Origin of the sequence: Burkholderia sp. MBR-1 (assembly GCF_013822785.1) — a bacterium.
In the GTDB taxonomy this organism is placed as follows: domain Bacteria; phylum Pseudomonadota; class Gammaproteobacteria; order Burkholderiales; family Burkholderiaceae; genus Burkholderia; species Burkholderia vietnamiensis.
The window spans coordinates 261151-285055 of the sequence record NZ_CP053612.1; the positions used below are offsets into that span (position 1 = coordinate 261151).

30 protein-coding genes are annotated in these 23905 nt (G+C 60.6%); 29 read left to right on the top strand and 1 reads right to left on the bottom strand.

The window, feature by feature from the left end:
- Window positions 1-168 precede the first annotated feature (168 nt).
- The 26 genes from MBR110_RS32460 to MBR110_RS31025 all read left to right on the top strand — a co-directional run bounded on the left by MBR110_RS32460 (window position 169) and on the right by MBR110_RS31025 (window position 19874).
- Complete coding sequence (locus MBR110_RS32460; RefSeq protein WP_258570025.1) at window positions 169-1074, top strand: hypothetical protein; 906 nt, start codon at window positions 169-171, stop codon at window positions 1072-1074.
- Between the two features lie 336 nt (window positions 1075-1410).
- Window positions 1411-2523 (top strand): phosphoadenosine phosphosulfate reductase domain-containing protein, encoded by a 1113-nt coding sequence (locus tag MBR110_RS30910; protein WP_258570026.1) that lies wholly within the window; start codon window positions 1411-1413, stop codon window positions 2521-2523.
- Between the two features lie 313 nt (window positions 2524-2836).
- Window positions 2837-3853, top strand: a complete 1017-nt coding sequence (locus MBR110_RS30915; RefSeq protein ID WP_181709840.1) for a hypothetical protein — start codon at window positions 2837-2839, stop codon at window positions 3851-3853.
- Between the two features lie 924 nt (window positions 3854-4777).
- Complete coding sequence (locus MBR110_RS30920; RefSeq protein WP_181709841.1) at window positions 4778-5761, top strand: deazapurine DNA modification protein DpdA family protein; 984 nt, start codon at window positions 4778-4780, stop codon at window positions 5759-5761.
- A 61-nt stretch (window positions 5762-5822) separates the two neighbouring features.
- A complete protein-coding gene (locus MBR110_RS30925; RefSeq protein ID WP_181709842.1) occupies window positions 5823-6170 on the top strand; it encodes a hypothetical protein in 348 nt (115 codons plus the stop codon).
- A 217-nt stretch (window positions 6171-6387) separates the two neighbouring features.
- Entirely contained in the window at window positions 6388-6645 is a 258-nt protein-coding gene (locus MBR110_RS30930; RefSeq protein ID WP_181709843.1) for a hypothetical protein, read from the top strand.
- 4 nt (window positions 6646-6649) lie between these two features.
- A complete protein-coding gene (locus MBR110_RS30935) occupies window positions 6650-7015 on the top strand; it encodes a hypothetical protein (RefSeq protein WP_181709844.1) in 366 nt (121 codons plus the stop codon).
- A 599-nt stretch (window positions 7016-7614) separates the two neighbouring features.
- On the top strand, window positions 7615-8097 hold the full coding sequence (locus MBR110_RS30940; RefSeq protein WP_181709845.1) for a hypothetical protein: 483 nt from the start codon (window positions 7615-7617) through the stop codon (window positions 8095-8097).
- Window positions 8098-8294: 197 nt separating this feature from the next.
- Complete coding sequence (locus MBR110_RS30945) at window positions 8295-8846, top strand: DUF6806 family protein (protein WP_181709846.1); 552 nt, start codon at window positions 8295-8297, stop codon at window positions 8844-8846.
- Window positions 8843-9562 carry a hypothetical protein gene (locus MBR110_RS30950; RefSeq protein ID WP_181709847.1) on the top strand — a complete coding sequence of 240 codons (720 nt, stop codon included), beginning with the start codon at window positions 8843-8845 and terminating at the stop codon, window positions 9560-9562. Before MBR110_RS30945 ends, MBR110_RS30950 begins: the two co-directional genes overlap by 4 nt.
- A 230-nt stretch (window positions 9563-9792) precedes the next feature.
- Window positions 9793-11331: a tyrosine-type recombinase/integrase gene (locus tag MBR110_RS30955; RefSeq protein ID WP_181709848.1), complete on the top strand. Its 1539-nt coding sequence runs from the start codon at window positions 9793-9795 to the stop codon at window positions 11329-11331.
- A gap of 223 nt (window positions 11332-11554) precedes the next feature.
- Window positions 11555-11884 (top strand): hypothetical protein, encoded by a 330-nt coding sequence (locus MBR110_RS30960; RefSeq protein WP_181709849.1) that lies wholly within the window; start codon window positions 11555-11557, stop codon window positions 11882-11884.
- A gap of 496 nt (window positions 11885-12380) precedes the next feature.
- On the top strand, window positions 12381-13205 hold the full coding sequence (locus MBR110_RS30965) for a hypothetical protein (protein ID WP_181709850.1): 825 nt from the start codon (window positions 12381-12383) through the stop codon (window positions 13203-13205).
- A gap of 569 nt (window positions 13206-13774) precedes the next feature.
- The gene (locus MBR110_RS30970) at window positions 13775-13918 is read left to right on the top strand and encodes a hypothetical protein (protein WP_181709851.1); all 144 of its coding nucleotides are present in this window, start codon (window positions 13775-13777) and stop codon (window positions 13916-13918) included.
- Between the two features lie 55 nt (window positions 13919-13973).
- Entirely contained in the window at window positions 13974-14195 is a 222-nt protein-coding gene (locus MBR110_RS30975) for a hypothetical protein (RefSeq protein WP_181709852.1), read from the top strand.
- A gap of 28 nt (window positions 14196-14223) precedes the next feature.
- Window positions 14224-14409 (top strand): hypothetical protein, encoded by a 186-nt coding sequence (locus MBR110_RS30980; protein WP_181709853.1) that lies wholly within the window; start codon window positions 14224-14226, stop codon window positions 14407-14409.
- Window positions 14410-14438: 29 nt separating this feature from the next.
- Entirely contained in the window at window positions 14439-15173 is a 735-nt protein-coding gene (locus MBR110_RS30985) for an SAM-dependent methyltransferase (protein ID WP_181709854.1), read from the top strand.
- A gap of 29 nt (window positions 15174-15202) precedes the next feature.
- Window positions 15203-15430, top strand: coding sequence for a hypothetical protein (locus tag MBR110_RS30990; RefSeq protein ID WP_181709855.1), 228 nt, complete (start codon window positions 15203-15205; stop codon window positions 15428-15430).
- Between the two features lie 25 nt (window positions 15431-15455).
- Window positions 15456-15626: a hypothetical protein gene (locus tag MBR110_RS30995; RefSeq protein ID WP_181709856.1), complete on the top strand. Its 171-nt coding sequence runs from the start codon at window positions 15456-15458 to the stop codon at window positions 15624-15626.
- A gap of 27 nt (window positions 15627-15653) precedes the next feature.
- Window positions 15654-15779: a hypothetical protein gene (locus MBR110_RS32465; RefSeq protein WP_258570027.1), complete on the top strand. Its 126-nt coding sequence runs from the start codon at window positions 15654-15656 to the stop codon at window positions 15777-15779.
- Between the two features lie 75 nt (window positions 15780-15854).
- Window positions 15855-16055: a hypothetical protein gene (locus MBR110_RS31000; protein ID WP_181709857.1), complete on the top strand. Its 201-nt coding sequence runs from the start codon at window positions 15855-15857 to the stop codon at window positions 16053-16055.
- Between the two features lie 432 nt (window positions 16056-16487).
- The gene (locus MBR110_RS31005) at window positions 16488-17000 is read left to right on the top strand and encodes a hypothetical protein (RefSeq protein ID WP_181709858.1); all 513 of its coding nucleotides are present in this window, start codon (window positions 16488-16490) and stop codon (window positions 16998-17000) included.
- The gene (locus MBR110_RS31010; RefSeq protein WP_181709859.1) at window positions 16997-18415 is read left to right on the top strand and encodes an Eco57I restriction-modification methylase domain-containing protein; all 1419 of its coding nucleotides are present in this window, start codon (window positions 16997-16999) and stop codon (window positions 18413-18415) included. The genes MBR110_RS31005 and MBR110_RS31010 overlap by 4 nt, the downstream gene beginning before the upstream one ends.
- 305 nt (window positions 18416-18720) lie before the next feature.
- Window positions 18721-19098, top strand: coding sequence for a hypothetical protein (locus MBR110_RS31015; RefSeq protein ID WP_181709860.1), 378 nt, complete (start codon window positions 18721-18723; stop codon window positions 19096-19098).
- A 38-nt stretch (window positions 19099-19136) separates the two neighbouring features.
- Window positions 19137-19424, top strand: a complete 288-nt coding sequence (locus MBR110_RS31020; RefSeq protein ID WP_181709861.1) for a hypothetical protein — start codon at window positions 19137-19139, stop codon at window positions 19422-19424.
- A gap of 27 nt (window positions 19425-19451) precedes the next feature.
- Complete coding sequence (locus MBR110_RS31025) at window positions 19452-19874, top strand: hypothetical protein (protein ID WP_181709862.1); 423 nt, start codon at window positions 19452-19454, stop codon at window positions 19872-19874.
- A gap of 344 nt (window positions 19875-20218) precedes the next feature.
- Here the strand turns inward: MBR110_RS31025 and MBR110_RS31030 are convergent, their stop codons facing one another.
- Window positions 20219-20542 carry a hypothetical protein gene (locus MBR110_RS31030; protein WP_220138110.1) on the bottom strand — a complete coding sequence of 108 codons (324 nt, stop codon included), beginning with the start codon at window positions 20540-20542 and terminating at the stop codon, window positions 20219-20221.
- Between the two features lie 602 nt (window positions 20543-21144).
- On the opposite strand from MBR110_RS31030, the gene MBR110_RS31035 reads away from it, so the two are divergent.
- The 3 genes from MBR110_RS31035 (at window position 21145) to MBR110_RS31045 (ending at window position 23797) form a co-directional block, all read left to right on the top strand.
- Window positions 21145-21777: a hypothetical protein gene (locus MBR110_RS31035; RefSeq protein WP_181709864.1), complete on the top strand. Its 633-nt coding sequence runs from the start codon at window positions 21145-21147 to the stop codon at window positions 21775-21777.
- Window positions 21778-21808: 31 nt separating this feature from the next.
- A complete protein-coding gene (locus tag MBR110_RS31040; protein ID WP_181709865.1) occupies window positions 21809-22084 on the top strand; it encodes a hypothetical protein in 276 nt (91 codons plus the stop codon).
- Window positions 22085-22837: 753 nt separating this feature from the next.
- Window positions 22838-23797, top strand: a complete 960-nt coding sequence (locus MBR110_RS31045; RefSeq protein WP_181709866.1) for a DUF4268 domain-containing protein — start codon at window positions 22838-22840, stop codon at window positions 23795-23797.
- The last annotated feature ends 108 nt before the right edge of the window (window positions 23798-23905 follow it).

The following is a 23905-nucleotide window of genomic DNA, read 5'->3' on the forward strand; positions in this document are numbered from 1 at the left end:
CTGGGACGCGCCGCCGGCGAGGGGGCGTAGACCTGGCGTCCGGTGACCGGGAAGGTCTTCGTTTACCGCTCCGTCACCGCGGGCTTCAGCACGTCAACCCGATCGGTCACGCAGTTCCGGCCGCCCGAGGCATCTCCATTCGCACTGTCACCGACTGGAGATGCCACCATGGCCACCATCAAGTACTTTCACGAAGATCGAGAACTCACCTCGATCACGTCGATGCCGAACCGAGAATTTGCGGCCCGCTTTCCGGGCGTCAAGGGCCGCCGTTACGACAGCTTCAACATGACCGTCGGCTGGTGTGCGGCTACCCATGCCTGGCTGCCGGTCGACCGTCAGATCGTCTACCAGGATCAGCCGTCACGACATGCGTGCGACGCGCGCTGCCTGAACGCGAACGGAAAGATCATGCGCTGCGAATGTGCATGCGGCGGCCGCAATCACGGACTGGGCAGGTTGTCGAGCCTCTCCGAGCGCACACCACGCCTCCCGCCAGCGCCCGACGACGACCGCGGCGATCACAACATAGCGACGACGCACACGCGGTCACCCGACTCGGCCTCTCGGCACGAATCCGACCAAGAGCGCAGCCACCGGGAATGGCGCGAAAACTGGTTCGCGGTCGTCGGAGACCTCGAAGGCGCCACCTACACGAATCTCTATCGGGCGTCCTGTTACGGGCGGTACCGGATCAACGGCGAGCACGCCAAGGCGCAGAAGAGTTTGCCCTGGAATGCCGCGCTGGTCGATTCGATCGAACGCGAGCTCCACGCCATAACACTCGAGTTGCGGCGTCGCCCGGAACACCAACGGTACCTCGTCGACGCGGCGCCGACTGCCCCACACGCCACGCTTCGTCAACGCGCGGCGGACGGGTTTCCGACGGGCGCTGATGCCATCATGCGCGAGGCCTACGGCCCGATCCCTGAGGCCACGCACTTCCAGCGCCATTACTGCTACATCGTGCCGACCACGGTACACGGCTGGGCATGGTCGACGACGTTTGGACGCTGGTCGGCGCTTGTCACCTTTCCCGACGGCTGGCACGGCTACACATACCCGAAGCCCTGACGGCGCGCTTTGCGCGTCCCCTCACGTTTCCCCGACCTCACTCGCCTCGCATGGATCCTTGGATCCGCGAGGCTTTTTCTCGCCTCAGCTGCCTTATCTCCGCAATGTTGCGTACCTGTTAATCGATAGCGCGAAACACGCTCGTACCGCAGAGACGGGTGGGCATGCTTACGGTCGCGAGTACTCCGATACTCAGCGCCGGAATCGTGGCATGAACAGCAAGTTCAAGGCAGCACGCCATTCCACCGACCCGTCCTCATTTCGTTGCGCAATGTTCGTAGGCCCGATCGATTCCTCGAACCGGCCTTTCATCAAACAACTGAAATGAGGACAACCATGGGTTCCATTGAAAATCTTCGCGCCAACTCAACGCCCGAAATTGACCAACTTCTCGCCAACGGCGCCGTATGCGCAGTGGGCGTCAGCGGTGGTCGCGACAGTCAGGCGTGCGCGCTCGCTGTGGCCGAGCATCTCGACCGAATCGGTCACACGGGTCCTCGCGTCCTGGTTCATGCTGATCTTGGCCGAGTCGAATGGACCGATAGCCTTCGTGTCTGCGAGAGGCTCGCCGCCCATCTCGGGTGGGAGCTGATCGTCGTTCGCCGCGAGGCGGGCGACATGCTCGCCCGTTGGCAAGGCAGGTGGCGCGCCAATGTCGCACGCTATGTCACGCTGTCCTGCGTCAAGCTGATCCTTCCGTGGTCGACGCCCGCGATGCGCTTCTGTACGAGCGAATTGAAGACGGCTCCAATCACCTCGAAGTTGCGCAAGCGGTTTCCGACCGAGCCCATCGTGAACGTCACGGGTGTCCGCTGGCTCGAAAGTGCCGCACGAAGCAAGCAGCCGGTCGCCGCCGTGAACTCACGTCTCACACGGCGGAATGCACCGGGCAGCACCTGGAATGCGATCATCCATTTCGACCTCGACCAAGTGCACGCCTTGATCCGCCGGCACAACCTCACGCTGCACGAAGCGTACACTCGGTACGGCACGTCCCGCGTTTCGTGCGTCTTCTGCATCATGGGTTCCTTCCCGGATCTGACAGCGGCCGCAACTTGCGACGAAAATGTACCCGTCTACCGGGAGATGGTTGAGCTTGAGCTGACGTCGACCTTCGCCTTCCAGGGCAACCGTTGGCTTGCCGATATCGCGCCGCACCTCCTGACCGACGTGCAACGAAGCCGAGTGCCGCAGGCCAAAGGCCTCGCCGAGGCCCGCCGCGCCCTCGAGGCGACCATCCCGCGCCACCTCGAGTATTCCGCTGGTTGGCCGACCTCCATGCCGAGTCCCGCCGAAGCGCAAGCGCTGGCCGACGTACGCCGGCAGGTAGGTGCACTGATCGGTCTCGACGTGCACTGCACGACAGCCAACGCTGTGCTTCACCGGTACGCGGAACTGATGGCCGCCAAGCCCCAGTCCCGGATCATCCCGATCGCCGTCGCCGCCTAAAGCACCCACAAAAGCCCGCCTTGCCGGCGAACACGATCCGTTCGATCCTGCATGCCCCAGTACGTCTTGCACGTCCGGGGCATCTCCTTATCCAGCTTCCACGCGCGCCGCATGAATTATCATCCTCGACGCTGCAGTTCCGGTTCTCCAACATCCCCTATACCAGCTGGCCTTCCTTCGTTTCACGTGTCGTCGCAACTGGATTCAAGTCCCCTCTACGCATCTCCCCCAGCAATGCCTTTTTCCCGTCGCGACAGGTTCGTCTCAGGCCGTCGCGCAATCACTTTTGAGGAGCACCGATATGGAGCACAGAATGACAGAAGGCAACTTGCCGGAAGGGTGGATAGAAGCTTGCCCGGGTGGCCTGGCGACCAACCCTGACCCCGTGTCGGGAGGAATCGTCGACCGCACCATCGTGGATGGGAAATGGTTCGTCATTTTTCACTGCGATGACTTGACTGCAATCGAAGGCTTGCCCACTCGGCAAAGTGCCTTCGAGGCACTCCAAAATGCCATTCAACGGCGAGCTCGCGGGCTGCTAGACGGCCGGAGTCTGCCAGAATGGACGCCCGCAGACTGTCGCGCCGCTACCCTGCAAGGCTGGAACCTGTTCAACCTCGACGATTCTCGCAAACATGGGGAGATTCAAAGGGATGACGAAGCTGCTAGATTTGTTACCGACGAGGACGCGATCGAGTTCGTGCAACAGCAGGCTAGGGCGGGCGATGTTACGGCAGGCAAGGCGTTGAAGCTGCATGGTCTTTCAGTTCCGGACGCTGTCGCTCATCGGAAAATGCCTGAACCGACTGAAGTGCTGTCGACTCTCGCGAAAATCGAGGGTTCGTGCTCGATCTCGGGCGGTGTGCTCTCGATGCCGGACGGAACGACGGTCAATCTTAAAGGCATGCTGAACGCGGACCAGGAGGAGCCACATGCTGAATGGTCGCCCGTGTTGGGAGTCATGACCGACGAGCAATACATTGCTCGCCGTGGTAGCCGCTGCCCGTCTTGCGGGAGTTCTGGGGGCCTCAGTGGTGGTCAACTGGCTGTGGACGGCGGCACTGCGTCACAGCCAATGAAGTGTGCTGAGTGTGACGCCGATTGGTCTGATCTGTACTTTCTGGCCGGCTATTCTGAGCTCGAAGGTGGTATCGATCACGAGGCAGTGGCATCGGCAGTTGAAGACGTGCAAAACCGCAGAAAAGAGTACGGGTTCTCTGTCGACAGTGAGGAACACGCTCGTGATGTTGTCAGTGAATCGTGCGATCTCCTCGGGCTCGACTTAAGCGATGTGGAAATCAAGGTCGCGGTGTTGAAACTAGTCGCCTGATTTACATACCTCGCGGAGACGCGCTCCGTCGTTCGGGAGTGCTACACGCAAATTGGCGAAGCAACATAAGGAGCACCTGAAGCCACCGATTTCGCCCCGTCGCCGAACATGTAATTCATAGATCCGTTCCAGCCCGTCATCTTCCTGATGCACGGGCTTTTTTTCGTCGACGCGCCGCCGAATTTTCATGAAGGCATCGACTTGCCGCGACACGACGAACCGCACGGCGGCGGTCAGTGTCCTAGAGAGACGTTCAAACGAGGGTGTAGCCCTAACAAGCCCTTACTCCGACAGCCTACGATTGGTCTATCGGCGCACCATCCAAATTGAGCGTCTTGCTTCCGACGTTCGTCGCACATCTCCATGCACTAGGTCACTCGCCGTTCCAGGGCAATCGTTGGCTTGCCGATATCGCGCCGCACCTCCTGACCGACGTGCAACGAAGCCGAGTGCCGCAGGCCAAAAGCCTCGCCGAAGCCCGCCGCGCCCTCGAGGCGACCATCCCGCTGGTTGGCCGACCTCCATGCCGAGTCCCGCCGATGCGCAAGCGCTGGCCGACGTACGCCGGCAGGTAGGTGCACTGATCGGTCTCGACGTGCAGTACACGACAGCGGACGCTGTCCTCCAACGGTATGCGGAATTGAACGCTGCCAAGCCGCAGCCCAGGATCATCCCGATTGCCGTCGCGGCGTAAGGCCCCACGAAAGCCGGCGTCGCCGGCGCACACCACACCTTCGACCCTGCATGCCCCTGTACGTCGTTCGTGTCGGGGGCATTTCCGTATCCGGTCACCACGCACGCCGAGTTGATTCTCGTCCTCTTCGCCGTGATTCCGGTCTCCATAGCGCATTTCCATCGGCAATGCCATCCCTCAACTCAGCGCAGGGCACGCCTGACGTCCCTGCCGCCCAAAGGAAAACACCGATGGAAATACATCTTCCAAGCACCGACGGGCCGCTCGGCCGCTTGCCCGCCTATCAGCGCAATGCTCCGTTGACGGACGAGATGGTCGTCCGCGTCGGAATCCCTCATAGCGGCGGAACGCTCGCATTTCATGCGTTCAAACACGGCTACGCCGCAATGGTATCGGCTCAGGCGTTCTGGCAACCGAAGTCGGGACGATTCCGGTTTCCCTCCGCGACCAACCTTTCGGAGCTCGACTGGGCTTTGGATAGCGCGGGTTATACAGCGATGAAACTCTGGCAAGCCAAGGGATCTCAGCCGGGAATTGCGTCCGTCTTCCCATGGCAGTATGCCCAGTACGTTGAGTTGGCGTGCCTGAGCGGCGCAACATGGTGGGCTTCCCCCGATATGTGTTGCGAAGAATCGATCGCGAGCGATCAGCAGGCTGTCACCTATCGAGTGCGCGCGACCGCCACCTTGCTTGAGGGGGTGCTGCGCATCGTGCACGGGTGGCAGGACGAACTCTCCAAATACTGCAGCGCGGCCGTGGTGCGCAACATGGTTCGGCCGTGCGTTCCAGTCCTCCAGGGGCGACGGCTATCCGATTATGTCGAATCCCTCGAACTCACGATGGCAGTTTGGGACCGATGGCGCCCCTGGCTCGCGTCACCAACGCTCATTGGCCTCGGATCAGTCTGCAGGCGGGACCTTCACCATCCTGACCATGGCCTCTACGCGATCCTCGAAGGTCTTCAACCGCACCTGCCACCCGATGTCCGGGTGCACCTCTTCGGTGTCAAAGGCGCGGCCCTCGAGAAAGTCCGGCATCTGCCGTTCGTAGCGTCAGTAGATTCGATGGCCTTCGATTTCCGCGCCCGCGTTTCGGCTCGTGAGCGCGTGATCTCCAACACCATGGAAAACCGAACGGACGAGATGACTCGTTGGATGCAAGCAGCCCTGCAGCGTGTCACCGGCACCTCCAGCACGCAGTTGGCGCTTCTTTAACGGCAGCGATCCAATCCAGCGGCTGGGCTCCATCGCCTTCACTGCTATTCAGGAGAATCAGATGAGTACCGAACCCCGCCGTCATACGCCGCCGTTGGCTCGCATCATTGCCGACGATCATTGCGATGGTTGCAGCCGGGCAGACCTGGACTGCACCTGCAACGACGCAGCTTGCAGTTCAGAGTACGGCGTCAACTTCCGCCACCCGGGCGGGGGTCAGGAAAACCCATTCGAAGACAACTATCCCTTTGTCGAAGGCGCAATCGAGGCCGGCATCGACTTTCTTCGCGCGAATCCGGAAATTGAATCTGTCGTGATCTTTCGTCTCGACCTGGTCAACGGCGAAATCGCGAATGACGTAACGGTGGACTACATCGACCGAGAAGATCTGCGTCTGAGATCCATTTGACAGATCTAACCTGCCCTCAATTCTCGTCCGAGATAGAGGGCTTTTTCTTCGCGCGCCGACTTGCGCGCCGGGCCTTCCGATCCCCTCGGGACGCGATCCCCCCGGCGACCCGCCGCATTCCACGTTCGTGACGCATCTCTTCCGGCTATGCCCACACGACCTCCCGTCCGCAGTCCCTCGAGGACTGTCCGGTGGTCAATCATGAATGGAGAACGCCATGCGCACCTACCACAACACCGGAACCCTATCTGCTTCTGTCTCCGCACCGCCGCCACCCGGATTTCGCCTTGTGACTCGCTGGGAGAGCCAATGCGTGAAGCTCGATCAGCGAACCAACAAAGCGGGCCGCTTCCGAGTCACCTATGGACTGGAGGTCGAGGACAAGCTGACCTACGCCGATGCGTGCTGGGCGCTCGACGCGGCCCTGATGCACTCGCTCACGTGCGACGGTGCATTGAACAACGGTCGGGAGTGATTCGATGGACATCTATCAATTGCCGACACACGAGCGGCCGTGCGCCGATTTTGGCCTCACGAGTTACCGCCTGAGGGGTCCGTTTGGCTGGATCATGATTGGCGCGCGTGACCACGAAGATGCGATGCTCGAGGCCGCGCGTAGCACGCCAGCCCCTCGCCGAGAAGCCCTTCAGATCTGGAATGGGACCCAATATGAAGACGTCGACTGGGGCCGCCTGTATCACCTGGTGGCGATCAATGAACGAACCGGCCGCAAGCACTATCTCACGCGCTATCCGATGCCTCACCACGACTGCTGCGTGATGCGGCGAAAGCAAGCGCAGCCTGCCAAGGACGTCCGGATCCAGCTGGAAGAGGTACCCGAATAGCAGTCCGATCAACACGCTCGCGCCCCGCATAAAGCGGGGGAGAGGTGTTTGACCTTCTACGCCCTCATGTCTCGCTCGAGACCGAGGGCTTTCTCATTACGCGGCGTCGAGCCCAACGATAGGTCGAGATCCAGCCGTATACCTCGATTCATTCGACTCCGCCCTCGCATTTCTCCCACGCAATGCCACTTCGTTCACCCAGCCCAACCATTCGGGCCGCCGAGTGCCCGCCAGGAGAACCACCATGCAATCGACTCACCGATCGAAGATGCACCAAAGCCGCCAGCGCGATTTGCGGGCCCGAGGTACGCCTCTAGGCAGCGGCTCAAGTCAGCCAATTTACCCGAAGGCCTTTCTCACCCCGGAAGGGCGACCCGTCAGTATCAAAAGAATGGCAGAGGCTCTGCGCATCATTCGCCGAAACCCTGCGGCGGACTACCCAGGATGGAATTGGTTTCCCACATCCGGCTACCTGATTCTTAAAGAGTTCCAGCGGGGCCTCGATGACCGGATCAACCGGCGGGGTTCTCGCACGGCAGGACCACGATCGTAAGCACGCTTCCCCCATGACTCACTATCGGAACACCGCTGGAGCCAACATGTCCACCACACGTGAACTCGATGTCAACCAACTATGCCCGCATTGCTGCGCCATGAAGTACTGCGTCCTCTATGAGGATTTTTGCGGTTTTGAAATGCTCACCGGTCAGTGCAAAGCCTGCGATTTCCGAGTCGACGTCACCCCCGGTCACGGACCGTGGGAAGAGGCGAGGATCCGGACGAACATCCGCGATGGCGTGACCATCTATGGCGATCATTCGGTCGAGGACGTGTACCACGAATTCGGTTGCGCCAGCCTTGTCGCCTCGCGGCTGTTGGCCGATCAGCGCGCAGGTAGCCAACGAGAACGGTTCTGGTGTGTCTTTGTCCGCCTTGACGGCGTCGTAAACGTGCATGGGTGTGCCCCCGACACGCCCGCATATCACGAGGCAGTCACGTTCGCAAAAAACGCACTCACGCGCATTGTTGTCGTGGCTACCGAAGATCTCGCTGAGATCCCGGAGCCACTCGTGATTGATTAACGTCCTCACACGACATCCCATCATCGATCCCCCTATGCCCGTCACCACTCAGTGCGGGCATTTTTCTCACCCGGCCCGAACCCGATACGAGGCCCACACGCGGAAGAACTACCTGGACACGGAGTTCCGCTTCCGCCGCGCATTTCCTTCTTGCTATGTCAACCGATCTTGAAGCACACACACCGGAGGAAACCGACATGTCATCTCACGATTGCACTTTGTTTGGCACGTTACAACTGAAGGCGAACGTCACGCGACCGGAAGTCGAGGAAGCTCTCAAACCCTTCCTGGATTGGATCGGAACGACGTTCGAGCTCGAAATGGCAGATGACGGAATCATCTTAGACGGCGCCGAACTTTTTCTTCACGTTGATTTCGCCGGGCCGGGCGGGGAATACACCCTTGAAGAGCTCAACGCGGCAATTGTCCGTCTAGGCGAAATTGTCAGCGAACCGGGCTTTGTCGAGGTACGCGACTACGACACAGGTAGTGCTGACGGCGCGCTAGTTCCTCACTTCGTGGGCGAGACCGCCGCCGATCGCGAGCACGCGACGGTGGAGTATGGAATTGACGCTGCCCTTACGTGGATCGAACCAGTGCTCGGTCATCATGCGTCAGTACAGATCGCTACGTTTATCCGGTCGACCTTCAAGGCTTGTTCGGAAAACTTCGTGGCCGACGAAGTATCGATCTCCGCCTCGCCTAGGGAAAAAACTAGCACGGATGGGCAACCCGGAGACCATTCATGACCACGAAAACCGATACCAGCACGACCTGCGGCTTCGCAATCGCCGACGCGAAGGTCGCCTCGCAGGCGAGCAGCGACGCTGATCCCAACGCTCCTGACCTGCGCTCAGAGGACGACACCATCGTCCAACGCATCGCGGCAGCGTGCTCCGCCGGCGTCGTGCTCGATGAATGTGATCAGCTGCAAATTCGCGAGACACTCCGGAAAGCTAAAGCTTTCCGTCGGAAAGCGGATCGGGTCGCTAGTCTCGGGGCGGACCCAATGAACAAGGGCAACGCCTTCCCCATGGGTGTCGGATTTACCCGGGTCACGAAGCGCGCCGCCCAGCGCATTGACGCGTCGGTCCGACGAGCAGGCGAAGCTGTCGACTTGTATCGCAAGGCAGAACAGTTCGAAGCGCACGCGAATACACTTCTGAGCGGGAAGGGTACCGCCGCCGATCGGCAACGGTGCGCCGACGCCCGCGTTCGAACGCAGCGTGAGGCGCTCGCACGCCTAATCGGCTGGAAAAAAGGCGACACGATGGGCAGGTTTTGCATCGAACGCGTCAACCGCGACCGCGACGGCTACCCGGTCAGCTATACGATCTCCGGCGAGGGCATAGTGAAGGGCGTTTGGGACAAGGTCGATGTCATCCGGACACTCTTTGACGGCGACAAGTCTGCATTTCGGCGTACCGTCGACGAGATCCGCGAGGCATTGGCCGAGACGCAGTAGTCTCGCTTCCCATTCCTCAAATCGATCCACTGAAACGGCCCACCTGGGCCCATTACGGACCTCAACCCAACCCGCACGTCCCTCGGATGCGCGGGTTTTTTTCCTGGGCGTAGGCGAGCGGGTACAAGTGACATTCCATCGGTCGCGAGACGGCCGAACCGCCTGTATACTTTCGTGAACTCGTGTCCGATTAGCGACTCGATTAATGACAGACCGTGGTTGCCACATCGATGAACCCGTCCGAATGGTTTGACCTTGACGCCGTCCCGCCGGCACCATTGCCCGACACCGTGGAAGGGGCGTTCCTTTACCTCGAGAAGGTACTCGGCCACGTCATCTACCGTCGCTGGACCATTCAGGCGTTTGTCCGCGGGCACGCTTCGGTGCTGGATGCGCGCGATGCGCACCCAGAGGTGTATGCCGCGTTGGTAACTCGGCGCCACAATGCCGTGATCGAGTATTGGCGTCGCGGGTGCGCGGCGGTCGTGCCCATTGAACAGGCGCCGCCCCCACACGAGGTTCTTCTCAAGGTACTCAGATCGCGACGACGATTCGGGCAAGCCAGCTCAGCTGCGCCTGGCATCAACCTCCCGGTCTCTGTCACGCAGAATGTGTCGTCTCCGCGCGCCAGCGCTCTCGCAGTGATCAAGTCGCTGTCCGAGTTGGATCTGGATCGTGCCGCCCCCCTGCGGGCTTGGCTTAGCCGCACCGGCAGATTCGCCCGTCCAGGCATCAACCAGCTGCCGGCGGACAACGATGCAGACGCGATCGCCGTGTTCTTGCGCGATCGCGCGAGCAGATCGCGACACACTGCGCGAGCCTACGTCGAAAGCCTGAAGCGGTTCATCGGGTGGTGCGAAAGCAATGGCCTCGGCCCCCTGTCGGATTTGACCCGGGACGACATCCTCCAATACCGCCATTGGCTCGAAACGTCGGCCGGCGCCGACGGCAAGCCGGTTGGAGAAGCAACACGCACGCGGGCACTCGCGGTGGTCGCCAGTATCTACGCCCACTGGCAGTCGAACGGATATCTCCAGTTCAACCCGGCTCTCGATCTGACTCGCGGTGCCGCTGCGCGCACCGGATTCGTACCGGGCCGCAAACTCCCAGCTCAGATCCTCGCCGAATGCGACAGGTGGGTGGCTTCCTGCAGCAAGGGCACCGGAACGGTCAAGCTTGAGAGCTTGCGGCGCCGCGCCATCTGGACGTTGTTCCGGCTTTCAGGTGTTCGACTTGCGGAACTGGTCTGGGACGAACGTCGTCGGTTCCCCAAGGTGGAAGCCCATCCGGATGGAAACTGGACGCTCCAGGTCTACGGAAAAGGCGGAAAGGTCCGCCAGGTACAGCTGCCGAAAGTCGCTCAGGGTGCAATGTCGGAGTATCGTCAGGCCCGCGGCCTTCCGGGCGTCCCGCTACCCGACGAAGTCGTTCCACTTTTCCACGGGGCGAAGGGCGGGGTGCTGCGCGGCGCCGGAATCTACCGTGAGGTCAAAACGATCTTCCGCGAAGTTGCCGATGAGCTCAAGCGGACCGCAAACGGCGATCCCCAGCGCCTGCATGCCGCAAGTCTGCTCGCCGGCGCTTCGCCCCATTGGCTTCGCCACGCCTACGCAAGAATGCTCGTCATTGACAATAAGCTGCCGCTGCCGGTCGCCCAGGAATTGCTAGGCCACGCGTCAATCCAGACAACCGCTGCGTACGCGCGAAACGACTCGTCGGCGAAACATGAGATTCTGAACGGCATCGACTGGCCTTCAGACCTCACGTAGCGCCCTCGGGTGCGCACAAATCGCCAAACAGGCATCTCCCCGCCGTACGGCAGGCGCCATCCTTCGACCTTTTCCGGCCGCCCTGGCGCGCCTTACATCGAGAGGCCCAGAATTCGCGGTACGTGGCGCAAAAGCAAGCCGGCATGAAGACCGAGGCAATCCGTCGTTTCTGCATTCTCGCAGTGGCTCGTATATTGTTTGCTCCCCTCTCTAGGAGCGAGCCATGTTCGCACTCCGCCTCATCGTCGCAACCGCAATCTGCCCGGTCGCCTCCGCCCTTACTACTTTGGCAAACTGGGCGTCCGACACGTCACCCATCTCAGGGTACCTCGACCGCATCGACGCCATTCAAGCATGGCTTGGAAATCTGCCGGCCCCTGACACGATGTTGGTGTTAGTCGCGTCCTTCTTCGTGCTGGGATTGCTGACCCTTGGCATCGCTGTCGCATCGGTCACGATCCCGCTTGTCGGCGGACTCCTTTCCGTCCTCGCTGCTGCGCTACGTTCGATGTTCACAATGTGGTCCGGGTTAGCATCCGGAGTTCGCAGCTAGCTCCCGCGCGCACGTGCTGTCGGGCCACATCGCCTCTAGCGTCCGAAGGACGGGATGCCTTGGTAGCGCGCCGCGATCCGATCGCTACTCCTAGAGGTCGAGACACGCGCGCCAATCGCGAACCCTCCATCACCTGCATTCCACCACCACGGTCCATCTCTTCCGGCTATGCCACCGCCCTGCCCAGGGCGCATTCAACTTGAGAGAGGTACCGATCATGGGAGCAACTGTAACTTGCGGCAAGCGTGCAGGTGCGTTTGTCGGCAGTGATGGCAGGACAATCTACGTCTTGTACGAACGGACATACGAAAAGAACTGCTATCCGCATACCCCACATTGGGAATGCGTCGCCATCGGCTCGTATGCCGACGTTCTGCGTCGTATCTTCCGAGGTGCAGCCAGCTGTTGTGGTGGAATGCGGCAGAGTACGGCCGGTGACATACTCCCTGAAAACTACATAGCAGGGTGGGCGAGGGAACTACGTTTGCCGTATCGTATGTTCAGCACTTCGACCACCATCGCGATTGGCTCGAGCTGGCGAGCGCCGGTCCCTTCCGAAAGCGTGTCCAAAGCGCAAATTGCATTGTCGAAATGCAACCTTGGTCACCGGTTTACCGAAATATCGGCTGGCCTCAAAGTCGATCTTGCCCGGGACACCGATCTGGTCCTCGCCCTCTACGGGGTGGACGGCCCATTCAGTCCCTGGCGAATACTCGGCGATTCCTTCCTGGATACCGTCCGCTTCGAACCCGATACTCCGCCGCGGCGGCGCAAACAGGCTCGCATGCCGAAGATTAGGTGCTTTGCAATTGATAGCGAGAATCGGCTCGTTTCGTTCGATGGCGGGCCTTGGCGCTGCTCAGGCTGGGCTTATAGCACCGTGCAAGAACTCATCACGGAGATCCTTTACCCGTTGGAGTTGCTGGAGCCCGGCCATGCCAAGAAGGCGCTCCCGATCCTTCGAACCCAAGTTTCCGAAGCACCGCAGCTCCCGCACGAAACCCGAGTCGAGATTCATCGTTCCCCGCCCGGCGTACCTTCCTGGAAAATCCGGACCGCGGACACACTCGCTGAGATCCTCGGCATCTGCGCCGAAACGGAAGCGGCGCCGACGCGCTTCAGCTTCCACATTTGCGATCTCGCCAACAAGGAAAACGGCACGTCCCATTTGTCGCATCTCGATCATGATCAGGTTCGATGGCATGTACCTGACTTGACAGCCCAGTCGGCCCCGACAGCAGAGGGCGTGCCGACGGACCGCCTTGGCCTATTCGGCGAGTTTGATACCACTCGCGCGTCGCGGCCATCCGCCACTGCGTAACCGGCCGGACAAGCCGAGGAGCCCTGTGCCGCCCGGCTGGGACCTAACGACCTCATCGCCCCCCAAGCTTCGCTCGGTGGGGCTTCTCTCTTTTCCCCTCCGCCAATTCCAATCTGTCCGCGTGTCACGTCGATATCCCAGTTGAGCTGCGACGCAGTGCAATTTCTGTGATGAGAGAGCCGCGCATAAACTCGGTCGACCGCAAATGAAGGTGCGTCATCTGGATTTCTCGGCCGGCCGCGCGCTCTCACGCGTGCGGGAAATGCTCCCTGTTTCTCGCTTGCCGATCCGCGCCGGCAATGCCTCCGGCTCCACGAAGCGCGAAACCGACTCGGTAGGGGAGTAGGCCCCACCACTGTCCCCGACTTCCTCGGGGACGCTAGCGCCTCAGGCCTCTCTTCCGCACGCGTCGTATTCCGTATTTGCATTGTCATCTCCCGAAGCAACGCCAATAGCACCGAGCGGGCGCTCGGCATTCCATGCCCGGATCGACGCGAAGTTGAGGCTTCGACTAACGGCCGCGTAAGCGAATCCGGGCAGTGAACAACGCATCCACGAAGAGGACCACCATGGACAAAAAGCAGCTGGCCTACCACCGTTATGTCGAAGCGCGCGCGGGCCTACGTTTGATGCTAGGCAACGAGCGTGCTCACGAGCGTGAGTACTGGCTCGCATTCTACGCCGCGCGCGTCATCGGTTACTGCGCAGCTTGACGATCGCGCCCGCTTCAGTGGGCACTGACCAATGCAATCACTAAGGGGAACGAAGATGGGTCGCAAACCTAACCCGCGCAAAGTCTGCCGTTATCACGGGATTGGCTTTGAGCAAATCTTGATTGGCGAGCGCAAAGCAGAGATTGCAGGCCGCACGTTCATCGCGCGTCGTGAAAGCGATTCGTGGCGCCTAATCGAGGAGGGAAACGAGTCGGCCGGGTTCGGTTGTTTCCATACCCTGTCGGCCGTTGCTGAAAAAATTCTCGACCTGATCTAACAACCGCTCCGGTTACAGGAGAAAGACGATGTTGACGATCCCGAAAACGAAGAAGGTGCTTACGCACGCCGTGGTGAGCAACAAAGGCGTCTTGATGGGCGCACATTCGACCGAGGGTGATGCGAACGCCCACGCGAAAGAACTCAACGAAAGCCGCAATTACATCGATCGGATGAACGGCCCGTACCACGTCGAACCGTATCGTAACGCCTGACCAACCCGTCCCGCTACAGGAGAAAGACCATGCGTATCACCACCGATGTACTCGCGACTTTGAGCGCAGCCGAGACGACCGGCAAACAACTGAAGCTGACCGGCCAGCTGGATCGCTCGCTCTATGAACGCACGAATAAGGTGCTGGAAGCTGCCGGCGGAAAGTGGAACCGCAAGGCTAAGGCTCACGTGTTCAACGGCGATGCCGGCGACGCGATTGAACAAATCATCCTGACCGGCGAAATCACAACCCCGCAAGACTTCGGCTACTTCCCGACGCCAGCCGCCGTCGTCGAGCGACTGGTCGAGCTGGCAGATGTACACGACCGGCACCGCGTTCTGGAACCGAGTGCGGGACGCGGAAACATCGCGTGCGCGTTCCGCGATGCGGCAGTCGACTGCTACGAACTGTTGCCGGCGAACGTCGACGCGCTCAATGCGCTCGGTTATGACCATTGGACCATCACACAGGCCGACTTCCTGACGATTCAACCGACGCCGATCTACGACCGTATCGTGATGAATCCGCCATTCGAGCGACGCGCCGACATTCATCACGTCAGGCATGCCCCGAAGTTCCTTGCGACAGACGGCCTGCTTGTTTCCGTGATGTCGGCTGGTGTTCTGTTCCGCACTGATCGATTGGCCGTGGAATTCCGCGCTCTTGTCGATGCGCGCGGCGGCGAGATCGAGGAACTGCCGGACGGCGCGTTCAAAGCGTCTGGAACGATGGTGAACACCGTCGTCGCGGTGATTTCTGCCTGAACAGCCGCTCCCGCTAAAGGAGAAAGACCATGACCGAGAGAGAACGCGAAGCAATTCGGCAGGAACTGCAGCGTAAGCTGGCTTCCAGGAAGCTATCCCGGCTCGAACAGGCCATCGCACGGTCTGAGGCGATGCGGGCGTTGAACCCGAAGCTATACGACGAGGCCGCTGCGGTGGTGTCGATGCGCGTTCGCAACGTGGCACTTACTGGAGCCTTCGGCGAAGAAGCGAAGAAGCACGTCGAGCGATCGCACTGACCACCGATCAACACAAGGAACGACGATGAACGCCAAGACCGAAGCAATCGCCAACGCGGATGTGCAGGCGAACGACGCAGGCCTGCCGACCTATACCGACCTTCTCGAAACCATTGAGCGCCTGCTCGCACTGGAATTTCCGGATGTGGGCTGCGTTCGCACGGCGCGCAAGCAGCTTGAGCGCGCTACTGCCTAACAACCGCTCCCGCCATAGGAGAAAGACATGCCCTACGCAAACTGGATCCGCTGCAGCTCGATGGCCTACAAGCTGCGCTACGTGCGCCACACCGACAAGAGCATGGCGCGCCGAATCGCCGAGCGTCTCATCGCTGGCGACTACGACTGCTGACCAACCCCGCCCGCTACGGCGGACAACTAAGCCCGCTTCTCAGGCTAGCTCCAACGGAACACGAAGGGGATGAGAATGAAAATGGTGACTATCCTTGACACGATGACCGGACAAGGCAATTCCATCAAGATCCTAGCGACCGACCGGACGCCGATGGATTTCTTTGTGCGTATCAACGGCCGCGTGCGCCCGATTCAAGAGGCTCTGTATCAGCTAAACCGCACGCGCGAGTATGAAAGGCGCGTTGCGCTCGTCGGCGGTAGTCTCTACGCCTAACAACCGCCTCGCTACAGATAAGGTTCCCGGAAGGCGCTCCGAAAATTCGCCGAGTCGGCTTTGACGCGCTCGATATCTGGCCGCGATCCTTGATGGCAAGCTGCTCGCTCGATGCCATGACCTCACCCAGCCCCTCTCACTTCGTGTGTAGGGGCTTTTCTCATGGATCCGCCCATTCGGTCCAACGTCCACGTATCTCACGATTACACCAATGGACGGCAGCCATCCTGCGCGCAGGACGCCAACCAGCAGCGCCACACAATACGTTATCCTATTTTATCTCGGCGTGACAACGCGATCCCGTCCAATCCCTGCGTGCTATCGCGTACGGCGGCGCATACAAGATTCCATTTCTGCAATGAGGATCCCGCGAATAAACTCTGCCGACCGCAAACAAAGGTGCAGATGCAACCGTTCGAAAGGAGCAGAGGGATGGATACGTCCTACGGTCGACCCATGGCTCACGACACCTCGGTCATCAAACTGGCTGCAGAGCAACTGTGTAAGCGCGTTGGACTGAACTTCGCGGACGAGCAAGCGGTCGCTGACATGACTCGTGCACTCGGTTGGGGAGGCTGTACGTTCGATCTTGCGCGCGCTCTTGCTGACAGGGGCTGGGAGGTCGATGATGAACTGCTCCGCATCCTGGGTGATGCGGATTTCGAGATTCTCGAGGCGCGCGACGCCTACGTGCGGCGCTGGGTAGCCGCGCGAGAAGTTGTGCCTCAACGGGATGTTGGCGACGTCGTCCGATTTGACTACCAGCGATCGCCGGTCGATGGCGAAATTCGCCGGATTGACAGGCAGCATGGAACCTACACGATCTTCTGCGAGTCGTTGGGGCATGTTCGCGAAGGCGACGGAACTCACGGTATTGTCGTACCGTTTGAGGTGATCCACTCGCTTTTCCGACCGCCCGAGACCTTCTGCCTGGAGGCGGCATGACCCGGGATCCTTTCACCGAGCCCTGGCATGACGCGGTGGTCACTGAACGTGCCGCGGCAATCGACGCACTTCACCACGCAACAGCCATCTATACCGCGTCCCCTATCGTCAACCAGTTGCTCGACAAACTCGCGTGGCCGGACTGCGGCGGCCAACTCCTCGACCCGTCGTGCGGCGACGGCGCATTTCTCGTTGCAGCGCTCGAGCGACTGCTCGCCCGACAATTGCTCAGCGACGACGACATAGCCACTCGAGTCGCGGGATGGGAGATTCATCCATCGGCGTGCACCGAGGCGCGGGAGAGGGTGGCGACGAAACTCACGGAGATGGGCAGGGCGAGGACCCTGGCACGCCAACTCGCCGAGCGGATTGTTCAATGCGGCGACTTCCTCACCGATCCACCGGTGCGTGGCTCAATAGACTGCATCGTTGGCAACCCACCGTACCTGCGCTGGCTCAACGTCCCATCGCTCCTGCGCAACGAGTACACGCAGTGCTTGCCGCGCTATGCCACGAACGACTTGCTACACAGTTTCCTGGATGTGTGCACCACGGCCCTCGCACCCGACGGCGTGATTGCACTCGTCACCAGCGACAGATGGTGTTACGGTGCGAACGCTGCCGCCCTGCGACGGGAGCTCGGCACCAAGGTCCGAATCCACCACCTCGAGCGCCTGGATGCGCAAAGCACCTTCTATCGCCCCAAGCAACGCCGTGCGGGAACACCACCACGCATTCATCCTGTGGCGGTCGTGCTCAGAGAAGGGCGCGTTTCCGGGCGGTGCCTTTCAGATGCTCCGATCTATCCAGGTGTCGACACCCAGCGCTATGCGGGCCTACCAACGCTTGGCGAAATCGCGAAAGTCCGCATTGCCCCTTGGCTCGGCACCAAGGGGGTGTTCGTGGTGGACCCCGATGTCGGCGCAACCCTCGACGGCGCGGATCTGGTCCCGGCCGTCGACACCGACGACATCGTGCAGGGCCAGTTGCAGCCACCCAAGCGCTTTGCGATCCGCACCCATCCTTCCATCTCGCCGCCCGCAAGCGTCCTTGCTCACCTTGAAGCGCATGCCTACCGGATGGCTAAGCGGGGTCGTCGCAGCAAGACCTGGCTCCCGCCAGAGACGTTCCACGCCTTCGACCTGACTCGACCATCGCTCCTCGTTCCGCGGATCGCCAAGGCGCCGCGCGCCGTCCGTGTCCCGCCGGGCGTACTGCCGATTAACCACAATCTGAGCATCGTCTGCGCCGACGGGCCGCAACTTGATTACCTGGAAGCGGTCTTGCGGTCCGAGCACTCGGCGCAGTGGGTGCGCGAGCATGCGGCGCCGCTCGAAGGAGGCTATTACTCTTTAACGACGACCTTGTTGCGTCGGCTCCCGATCGCCGACCCGGCCGCCGCGCCGGCCCCATAAATACCCCGTCACCGGTGTCGTTTCCCGCGTGCGGGAAGTTCAGCTGCCCTGAGCACCGTCCCCCAGGCCACTGATTCAACATTGTCGTACGAGTCGCACCTGGCCCGACAGACGGATGCATCTCACCCGCTCGCCAGAACCGTGTCCAGACCTTGGTCATCCTGGTATCACTAAACCAATACCGGGTTCCGGCTCTTCCTCGCCATCTCCCTGCGCAATGCCATTTGCGCCGAGCGAAACCTCGGCACTCGCTGACAACCATCGGAGCGCGCTTTTCGCGCCTTCGAACTGCAAAGGAGAGACTCATGCAAATCCAGATCCACGAAGCGTCCGTTCAAGCCGCCTTGATCGGGGGCACGGCGAGCGTAATCGCAACAGCGCTGGGGGCTATCTGCGCCGCCATCATCGGAAAACAGATCGCGTGGAGTAAGCGACAGCGCGAGAAGCACGACTTGGCGATCTCCGATATCGCCTTCCTGCTGGCTGTCGAAGCAGCCCATTGCGATCGTCACATGGCCGCGGATGGCGAATCGCACAAGCTGCGGGTTCGCGAGGAGGTGCGTGCGGCTGGTTATTCCTGGTCGGGCCGCTTTACCCCGTCGCGTGCGCATAGCGTAAAGCCGACATTCGTACGCCGGTCCACGTGGAGTATGACACGGCGCCAACCGCAGAAACAGGCATGAACTTGACGTCCCGAACCGGGCCACCAAAGGAGAAAGAAATGTACCTTTTTCTGATCGTCGCGCGCGTAAGCGGCAGCGACAATGAGTTTTCATGCTTCCTGAAACCCGCCGCTGACGAGCAATCCGCTCAGGAATTCGTGCTCGCCCACCTGACCGAAGGGATGGATGACGACGACAAGCAGGACGCATCGCTCGAGATCGACGTCTCGTCCAGCGTAGGGCAGTACGTTGCTCAGGACACACTTCGGATCCCTCATGGCACGGACTGGATGCTTAGCGCAGACATTTGGGCGCGGGTACTCGCAGAAGCATATGGGCGAGCCTGAACAACGCAGTCACGAAGGGGAACGCCGATGGACAAGTCCATTCGCATCGAAAAGAACGACCTCACGAATACCTACCAGGCACGCGACGCGGCCGAATCGTGTTCACTTATTGTCTCACGTGGCTTTGGCGGGAGCGTCTGGCGGTTCTTGAACGCACTCGTGGGTGCGTACGGCTTCCGACCGCAATACGACAAACGCACGAAGGCCGGAAGGGAATTTGCTGACGCCGAACGCGCAATGTTCGAAGCTGTCGAGCGATTTGACCGAGCTCGTCGCAATCTGATTGGCGGCCCTTACCGGGGTTTCATCATCAAACCACACCCGAAGCACCAATACGAAGCACTCGACCCGAACGGTAGGTATTTCGGCTATTTCCAGACAGTCGAGTACGCGAAGCACGCGATCGATCGCAATCTCGACGCTGGAACCGAACAAAAACCGACTGCTTAATGACCGTGCCCGTTGCAGCGACTACTTCTGAAGGAGAACGACCATGGACGCACTAGAGCGTGCCGCACGAAACACGGAGCTTTCCCCGTGTACACTCGGCGGTGAAATCGTAACGACAATCGCCGGCGCAAAGCGAGTCTTGCGCCGCGCAATTCGGCGGAACCAACTCTGGCAGATCCCGCAATGTCGATCGGTCATCGCAAAGATGCGTGTTGAGCTCACAACGAAAACGACGGTTTGAGCGACACAACCGTGAACGCTTAGCAGGCGCGCCTTCCCTTGATCCCACCCAGCCCCTCCAACTTCCGTTGCAGGGGCATTTTTTCGTTTCCGCCAGTCGCGGGCTACAACGTTGCCGTGTACACAGACAAAATCATTCCGGGCCCGTAACTCAGCGCAATCGCGCCGACGATGCCCATCACCGACCCTACGGTCGACCCTTTGGCGACCGCATAACCCAGGATCACTGCCTCAGCCGCCATAGAGATCAGATGCCCGAGTGATCCTTGCAGCCACGCTGCGAGCAATGTGGCGACACTTCCGAACGTCGTGTCCGTGCCGCCCACTGCGACCTTCCAGACGAGCACCGTGATACAGAAGATTACCGCGTGGCGCCCGGCTGATCTCTGCCGCCTAACGACCACTTCGCACCCCCGAGCGTCGAGCATGTTGACGTTCCGCATGTGGAAAGATTGATCCCCGAGTAGGTGAGTTCTGTCGCTACATCGAGACAGAGCACACCCCGACCAACGTCGACGTTTGCGGGTGCCAGCGCGGCTCCGCGGACCAGCGGACTCCAACTACGAGTTGGCGGGCAATGCTTCACACGTCCGCACCCTTTGCCGGTGTTGAGTCGGGGTGGAAGTCGATTTTATGAGAAGGAGGCCGGACCGCAGAAACGAAAGCGCCCCCTCGCGATCGAGCGGTCACTCAAATCTGCGGGTGAACATTCGCCGAGGTTCAATGACGTGGGAAGGATCGACAGTGCCTGAACAACGTACGGCGGTTTTGCGATTCCGGGTTGGGGGTGTGCGCGAACTCGTCGTGTGCCACCCGCGCCATCTGCTTGTGTGAGCCGCTCGCCAAATTCAGTATACGCCATCGTTGCGGCACCCAATCGTCGATCGGTCCAAAAAATCGAGGCCCCGGCGCCATTCCGTTGATGGGCGCCGCGAATCGCTCGGAGCGTGGCCGGAAAAACGATTTCTGGTTGTGGCCCCCTCTACCGTACCCTTGTCAGTTCCTGCACTGCTATCCCGAACACGCTGCTATGCCCCTTCATCCGAAAGTCGACTCAATGATCGAGGAGAGAATCGCGCAGGTCGCACAGTCAGCCAGTCGCGGGGCAGCGAAGCGCGTCCATGCCTTGATCGTCCAAGATTGCGCGGCGGCACGCTTGCCTGCCCCCTGTGTGGACGTCATTCGCCTGCGATTGCGTGCGCGCGCCGGTGACGCAGCGCGGCGACCAACGCAAGTGATGGGCGTAAGAGCCCTGAAGCCTGAAGTAGAGCGCCTGATCGAGGCCGTCTTGAAGGAACTCGATCTTCGGCCCTACGAACGCCAAGGCGCAAAGGCGTATAGCGCCATTCGGGAGCGGTGCATCGCTCAGGGGCTTCCTGTTCCGAGCATCTCGCCGGTTCGGGCGCGGATTCGCCGATACCTCGACGCACAGGTTGAAAAGCCCGGCGATCGTGAAGCGGAGGACACGGCGCCATCCGCAATGCACTCACTCATCGCCGCTCGACGGGAGATCGCCCGATTAAGTGACGCGCTCTGCGTTGCACACCAGGAGATTGACCGTATCAAGTCGGAGAAGGAAGAGATCCAGCGAGCCTTGATTGAATTGAATGGCTCCCCGGCCGGGACCGCGCGGCCCTCTGGCCGGTTCAGTATCACATCCTAGTCACGGGTTTCGCGTCGCCAAGGAGGAGCACATGCCACGTGAGTACGATGACTGGATCATCCAGTGCGCGATTCCCAGACAATCACCCCCAGTCGCCGGCGCCGACGCCTACGTACCTTGGCCGGGCTACAGCCGTCCCATGACGGCCGACGCTGCAGTGAATGCGTTACTCGAATGCGAGGATCGCTGGCCGGATCGGGAATTTCGCGCGCATCGCCTGACGGTTGAAGAAAAGCTCACGTTACAAGCTATCGAGCGTGCGCGGCGTTCATCCGCCAATGTCGCCCGCAACCTTCCGACGAGTTAGGAAACCCCGTAACTTCCCCACACCGAAGCGCGCATCACTACGCCCCTGAAAAATTATGCTGACGACACTCCGCAACCGTTTGAAGTGCCTCTGGGGCACCCATGCCTGGCAACCGCTCGAGCAACAGCGATCGCACGTTTCCCCGCAAAGCCAAGATCGCTGCCAGCATTGTCCCGCAATGCGACATTGGGTCGGGCGCACGCCATCCGTAAGCAGGAGCGGTGAGGGCGGCTAGGCGACTGAGAGCACCGGGATCCGGATCAGCCACGACGTTCTATCTACCGCCACTCAAGAGCCTGGCAACTTGGCCGATCCGACCGACGTCCAGCGATTTCTACGCGCAGCTGGCCGCAAGGCGCGCGATCAATTCGCGATCGTACTCGGTCAGCAGCTTGGCGCCCCGGCCGACGGACTGGCCGACTGCGTTCCACGTGCGCTCGTGATTAGGATGGCCGCCGCAACGCTGCGGACCCCGGCGCACCGCGCTGTTGGCTAACCTTGTCTTTAGGGTCGTGGACGACGTCATCCTTTCCACGCAACTGATGCCGCTGCGGCTGGCAATGTCGCGCGCCAGGGGATCGAAGGGTTGGCGATGCCGCTGCTCTGCTCGGTGGGCCGGGATCTCGTGATCAAGCATCGTCGCCGGCGAGCGCTGGAGCTGGTAAGCCGCGACGACGGACTGCCCGCGCGCGTCTGGGCGACCTTCCCAGCGCAGTACAATTCGGGACTTCTCTCCTCTGATCCCGCGCCAACATGGAATTTGGAAAAATAGTCAATGTGCCACTGCGCAATGTGTGGAACGGGGAAGCGACCGATTTCACGCCTTGGCTCGCCGAGAATCTCAAGGTGCTCGATGCCGCGTTGGGCATGGATCTCGTCCTTCAATCGCGAGAAGTGAGCGCCGGCGATTTCAGCGCTGATATCGTCGCGCTCGACATTTCAACGAACCGCCGGATCGTTATCGAGAACCAATTTGGCGCGACCGATCATCGTCACCTCGGCCAGATCATCACCTACGCGTCGGCGCTGAACGCGAACGCAGTCGTGTGGTTGGCTGAACGCATCCGAGCCGAGCATAAGGCCGCGATCGACTTCCTGAATGTGAACCTGAAGGAGTCGCTGCAGCTATTTGCGATTGAAGCATCACTGATCAAGATCGACGACTCCCGGCCCGCGTTGAACTTCTCGATTGTGTGCGCACCGACCGAATCACCGATTGCCGATGCGCCCGATTCCGGCGAAGTCAGCGACTTGAAGCGGCGGTACCAGACGTTCTTCCAGGGCCTGCTCGATGAACTTCGAGAAAAACATTCGTTCACGAACGCGAGAATGGGCCAGCCGCAGAACTGGTATTCCTTTTCGTCGGAAAACAGCCGGGTCTACAAATACTCGGTCAATTTCACGAACGACAATCGCGTGAAGGCAGAGATCTACATCGATACGCAGGACAAGGCGCAGAACGAGGCGATCTTCGATCTTCTCCTCCAACAGAAAGACGAGATCGAGCGTCAGTTTGGTGAGCGGCTCGAATGGGAGCGGCTCGACACGCGACGTGGCTGCCGTATTGCGGTGTACCGGGATGGTTCGATTGACGCCGAGACGGCGGAACTGATAAGCATCTCCCATTGGCTCGTAGCCAAGTTGCTCAAGCTGCGGGAGGTCTTCCCGAAATTCCTTTCAGTAGCAGTGCGGTCGACCAAACCGGCCATCTAGCGCACGGTCGGTGGCTCCTCCGCTGAACCCGGTTACATGAAATGAGTGCATTGGCAAACGCCCTGATCGTGGCTGTAGCGCTCATTGTGGTGTTGGGCTTCGCCAGCT